The organism is Acidimicrobiales bacterium (assembly GCA_035540975.1).
In the GTDB taxonomy this organism is placed as follows: Bacteria; Actinomycetota; Acidimicrobiia; order Acidimicrobiales.
The window spans coordinates 1-3,878 of sequence record DATLFN010000072.1 but is presented as its reverse complement, the minus strand read 5'-3'; the positions used below and the strand labels follow the sequence as shown (position 1 = coordinate 3,878).

Genomic DNA, 3,878 nt, shown 5'->3' with positions numbered 1-3,878 from the left:
GGGGCGGGGTGGGGGGAAGCGGCAGGGCCCGGGAGCCGGACGACCGCTTCGCGCCCGAGTCCGACGACCGCTACCGCTGCTCGAACTGCGGGCGGGCCATCGGGACCGAGGACGTCGTGCGCATCGACGGCGAGCACCGGTGGGCCGTCGACTTCGGCGCCGGCAAGCGCCGGCGCACCGGGTACATCCTCATCACCCACCGGTGCCCGTGCTCGCAGCGGCCGGTGGTCTCGCGCCGCTTCGGCACCTACGCCGCGTACGTCGCCCTGTTCGGGCGGGGCGTACGGCTGCCCTACGTGTCGCCCTTCCGCGTGATCGACCTGCGCGACGACGACCCCCTCGTCCGCCGGTGGCGGTGGGAGCTGGACCACGTGGACACCGTCGAGGACTTCGTGCTGTGGATCGACGCCGAGCGGCGCAAGGCAGCCGACGAGCTGCGCCGCCAGCGCCGGGCGGCGTCCGAGGGCGACGCCTGACGCCCGCGGACGCCACGGTCAGCGGTCCCGACGCCCCTTGAGCTCGTAGACCTGCTTGACGATCCGGCCCATGCGGCGGCCGTCCGCCCGCCGGGCCTGCTCGTCCTGGCGGCGCTCCAGCGACTCCAGCTCCCGCCGCAGCTTGGCCCAGCTGGCGAGCCGGCGGGCGTCCAGGGCGCCCGCCTCGACGGCCTCCCGCACCGCGCAGCCCGGCTCGCGCTCGTGGCGGCAGTCCGAGAAGCGGCACCCGGCGGTCAGGGACTCGACGTCGTCGAAGGCGGCCGCCACGCCGGCCTGGGCGTCCCACAGGGGCAGGCTGCGCAGCCCCGGCGTGTCGAGGAGGACGCCGCCGCCGGGCACGGGGACGAGGTGGCGGGCGGTGGTCGTGTGCCGACCCTTGCCGTCGCCGCCCCGGACGGCCGACGTGGCCAGCACCTCGCCGCCCACCAGCCGGTTCACCAGGCTGGACTTCCCGGCTCCCGAAGGCCCGACCAGGGCCAGGGTGGAGGTGGTCCCGAGCAGCGCCCGGACGTCCTCCACGCCCTCGCCGGTGGCCGTGCTGGTGAGCAGGACGGTGACCCCGTTGGCGGCCGCCTCCGCCTCGGCCACCGCCCCGCCGGCGTCGGGCGCCAGGTCCGACTTGGCCAGCACGACCACGGGCGTGGCGCCGCTGTCCCAGGCGGCGACGAGCATGCGCTCGAGGCGGTTGGCGCCGACGGGGCGGTCGAGGGCGCACACCACGGCCAGGACGTCGACGTTGGCGGCGAGCACCTGCTCGGCCGTCACCCGCTCGTCGGGGTCCTTCCGCGAGATGGTCGACCACCGGGGGAGCACGGCGACCACCGCGGTGTCCGCGGCGTCCCCTCCGTCGCCGGCGGTCACCGCCAGCCAGTCGCCCGTCACCGGGACCGTGTCGAGACCGGCCCGGCGGGCGGTGGTGCCGAAGGGGTCGGCCCGGACCGGGCCGGACGGCGTGGCCACGAGTACCGACCCGCGGTCGGCGCGCGTCACCCGCCCGGGCACGGCTCCCGGCGCGCCGTCGGCGGCGGCGGCGAACAGGGCCGCCACCCGGTCGGACCACCCGTAGGCGGCGAGGGGATGCTCCACGAGGGGGCCATGGTGCCAGCCGCTTCCGCCGGCCGACGACCGGTTTTCCGTCAGACGACGACCCAGGGCGTCTCGACGGGGGCCGCCCCGGCGCCGGTGACCCGGCAGCGCAGGCTGACCGGCCCGGGGGCCACGCCGGCGGCGGTGAAGCGGCCCACCTCGTCGGCACCCACCCGGATCAGGCCTCCCGAGTGGCGGACCTGGATGTCGGCCGGGCCGGGCGGGACCAGCTGCCCCAGGAGCCGGCGGTGCGCCCCCATGTCGACGACCTCCACCTCGACGGTCACGTCGGCCGTCTCGAAGGTGAGGCTGCGGGGAGAAGACTCGCTGCGGGTGCCGACCAGGAGGCCGTCGTCCAGGAGCGAGTCGTAGGCCAGCTCGGCCAGCTCGGCGTCGATGCTGCGCCAGGTGAGGCTGGCCTTGGCCGCCTCCACCACCTCGGTGGGGACGGGGTCGGCCGCTCCCACGACCGTCCGCAGGGCGCCCAGGAGCCGCTCGTCCGCCTCGTCGGTCCCGTTCGCCTCGTCGGTCATTGCAACCTCCTCCTCGGCCTCGTAGCTATGAGTCGCCGAGCAGGCTGGTGATACCCGCCTTGTCCCGGAGCTTGTCGAGACAACGCTGGCGGGTCGGCCCGATGCTCCCCTGGGGCATGCCGAGCACGGCGCAGATCTCCTCGTAGCTGGGCCTCGGGTCGGCCATGAGCAGGCGGAGCAGGACCTGGCAGCGCTCGCTGATCGACGAGAACGCCCGCCACAGGGCGGCGTCGCGCTCGTCGGTGAGGACGCCCCGGTCGGGGGGCGGCGAGTCGAGGTCGGGCGGCTCGTCGTCGACCTCCATGTCGGTGGGCACCTGCCGTCCCGACTTGCGGATGACGCGGAGGCACTCGTTGCGCGTCGTCGTCGCCAGCCAGGCACCGACCCGTTCCGGGTCACGGATGCGGCCCAGGTTCTCGACCAGGCGCAGCCACGCCGTCTGGCTGACGTCGGCCGCGTCGGCGGCGCTCAGCCGGTGGGCCCGGGCGATCGACCACACCAGCCCGCTGAACCGCTCGACCAGGGCGTCCCAGGCGCGCTGGTCGCCACCGGCCGCCGCGTCGAGCAGCTCGGCGTTGGTGGCCTCGGTCATCGCGGGCGCATCGTAGGCCCCGATCCGGTCGCGAGCGGGGGTCTCCGCGATCGGCAGCCGTGCGGGCGTGCCCGATGGTGAGGCGCCAGGGGAGGCGCGACCCGGGACCAGTGGGTGGCGCCGGCGTCAGGGCGACGGGCGGGCCAGGCGCTCCCGCTGGGGGACGACCGTGTACCGGGGGTCGTCGGCCGACTGCACGCCGGCGGCGAACACGGCGGAGCGGGTGCAGGCCGAGCCGGCGGCCAGCGCCAGCCCCGAGGCGACCGCCGCCGGCCGGTTCCGGCGGCCGCAGAGCACCAGCCCGGCGGCACCCGCCGCCGTCAGAGCGCGGGCGGCCTGGTTGAGGCGCCCCGCCCGGCCCCGCCCGTACGGCTCGGCCGTCACGCCCATGGACGCCTCCATGCGGCGGGAGGCGACCAGGTCGACCACCGCCCCCAAGGCGGCCAGCCGGCGGGCGGGACCGGCGGCGGCGGCCGGGACGAGGGCGGCGGCCAGCCCGCCGCCGGCGGCCGCCGCGCTCCCGGCGAACACGAACGGCAGGTGGGTGCCGGCGTCGCGCCACGCCGGGACGGCCGTGTCCGAGACGAGCACGGCGGTGTACGTGGCGACGGCGGGGGCGAGGGCGGCGGCCGCCAGTCCGCCTGCCCGGCCCACCCCCGGAAGCCGTCCCGTCGCCTCGGCCACGGCCGCCGCGGCCACCCCCGGGCCGTACCCCGCGAGGAGCCACGAGCCCACGCTCATGGGCGAGGTCGGCTTGATGACCCGCAGCATGTTGAGGGCGCGGGACGGCCGGCCCAGGTCGTGGACCAGCAGCGCCGAGCTGGCGGTGAGGGCGGCGGCGGCCACCAGCCGGGTGGCCCGCCGGAGCGGGCCGTTCCCGGTGAGGTCGGCGCCCGCCGCCAGGAGCGAGGACCCGGCCATCACCCCGCCGGTGAAGAGGTAGGCCGGGATGTCGGCCTTCCACACCGGCCGCTTCAGCACCGGCCGCCCGTGGTACGACCGGAACTCGGCGGCGGGGACCATCACCTCCTCGCCCCCGCCGCCCCACCGACGACGGTCCGGCGTCGGAGACGCGCCCATCTCGGGGAGGTCCCCGACACCGGTCCCCGGCGGGGGGCGGCCGGCGGTGAGCGGCAGCCGGCCGCCCCCCGCCGGGGACCGGTGTCGGGG

The 3,878-nt window shown here is 77.3% G+C and carries 5 protein-coding genes; 1 reads left to right on the top strand and 4 read right to left on the bottom strand.

All coding sequences use genetic code 11. The annotated features are described in order from the left end of the window. Window positions 1–476, top strand: a 476-nt coding sequence (locus VM242_08685; protein HVM05235.1) for a hypothetical protein, incomplete at its 5' end; no start/stop codon positions are given. An 18-nt stretch (window positions 477–494) separates the two neighbouring features. On the opposite strand, the gene rsgA is transcribed toward VM242_08685, so the two are convergent. The 4 genes from rsgA to nrfD form a co-directional block, all read right to left on the bottom strand. Next, entirely contained in the window at window positions 495–1,583 is a 1,089-nt protein-coding gene (rsgA, locus tag VM242_08680; GenBank protein HVM05234.1) for a ribosome small subunit-dependent GTPase A, read from the bottom strand. Between the two features lie 50 nt (window positions 1,584–1,633). Beyond that, window positions 1,634–2,116, bottom strand: coding sequence for a hypothetical protein (locus tag VM242_08675; protein ID HVM05233.1), 483 nt, complete (start codon window positions 2,114–2,116; stop codon window positions 1,634–1,636). A 25-nt stretch (window positions 2,117–2,141) separates the two neighbouring features. After that, window positions 2,142–2,708, bottom strand: a complete 567-nt coding sequence (locus VM242_08670) for a sigma-70 family RNA polymerase sigma factor (GenBank protein HVM05232.1) — start codon at window positions 2,706–2,708, stop codon at window positions 2,142–2,144. Window positions 2,709–2,834: 126 nt separating this feature from the next. Further along, window positions 2,835–3,878 (bottom strand): NrfD/PsrC family molybdoenzyme membrane anchor subunit (nrfD, locus tag VM242_08665; protein ID HVM05231.1); only part of this gene is annotated, 1,044 nt, incomplete at its 5' end.

Bases quoted from the DNA above. Each gene is read 5' to 3' on its own strand.
- VM242_08675 (HVM05233.1), bottom strand. From the start codon at position 2,116: ATGACCGACGAGGCGAACGGGACCGACGAGGCGGACGAGCGGCTCCTG.
- VM242_08670 (HVM05232.1), bottom strand. From the start codon at position 2,708: ATGACCGAGGCCACCAACGCCGAGCTGCTCGACGCGGCGGCCGGTGGC.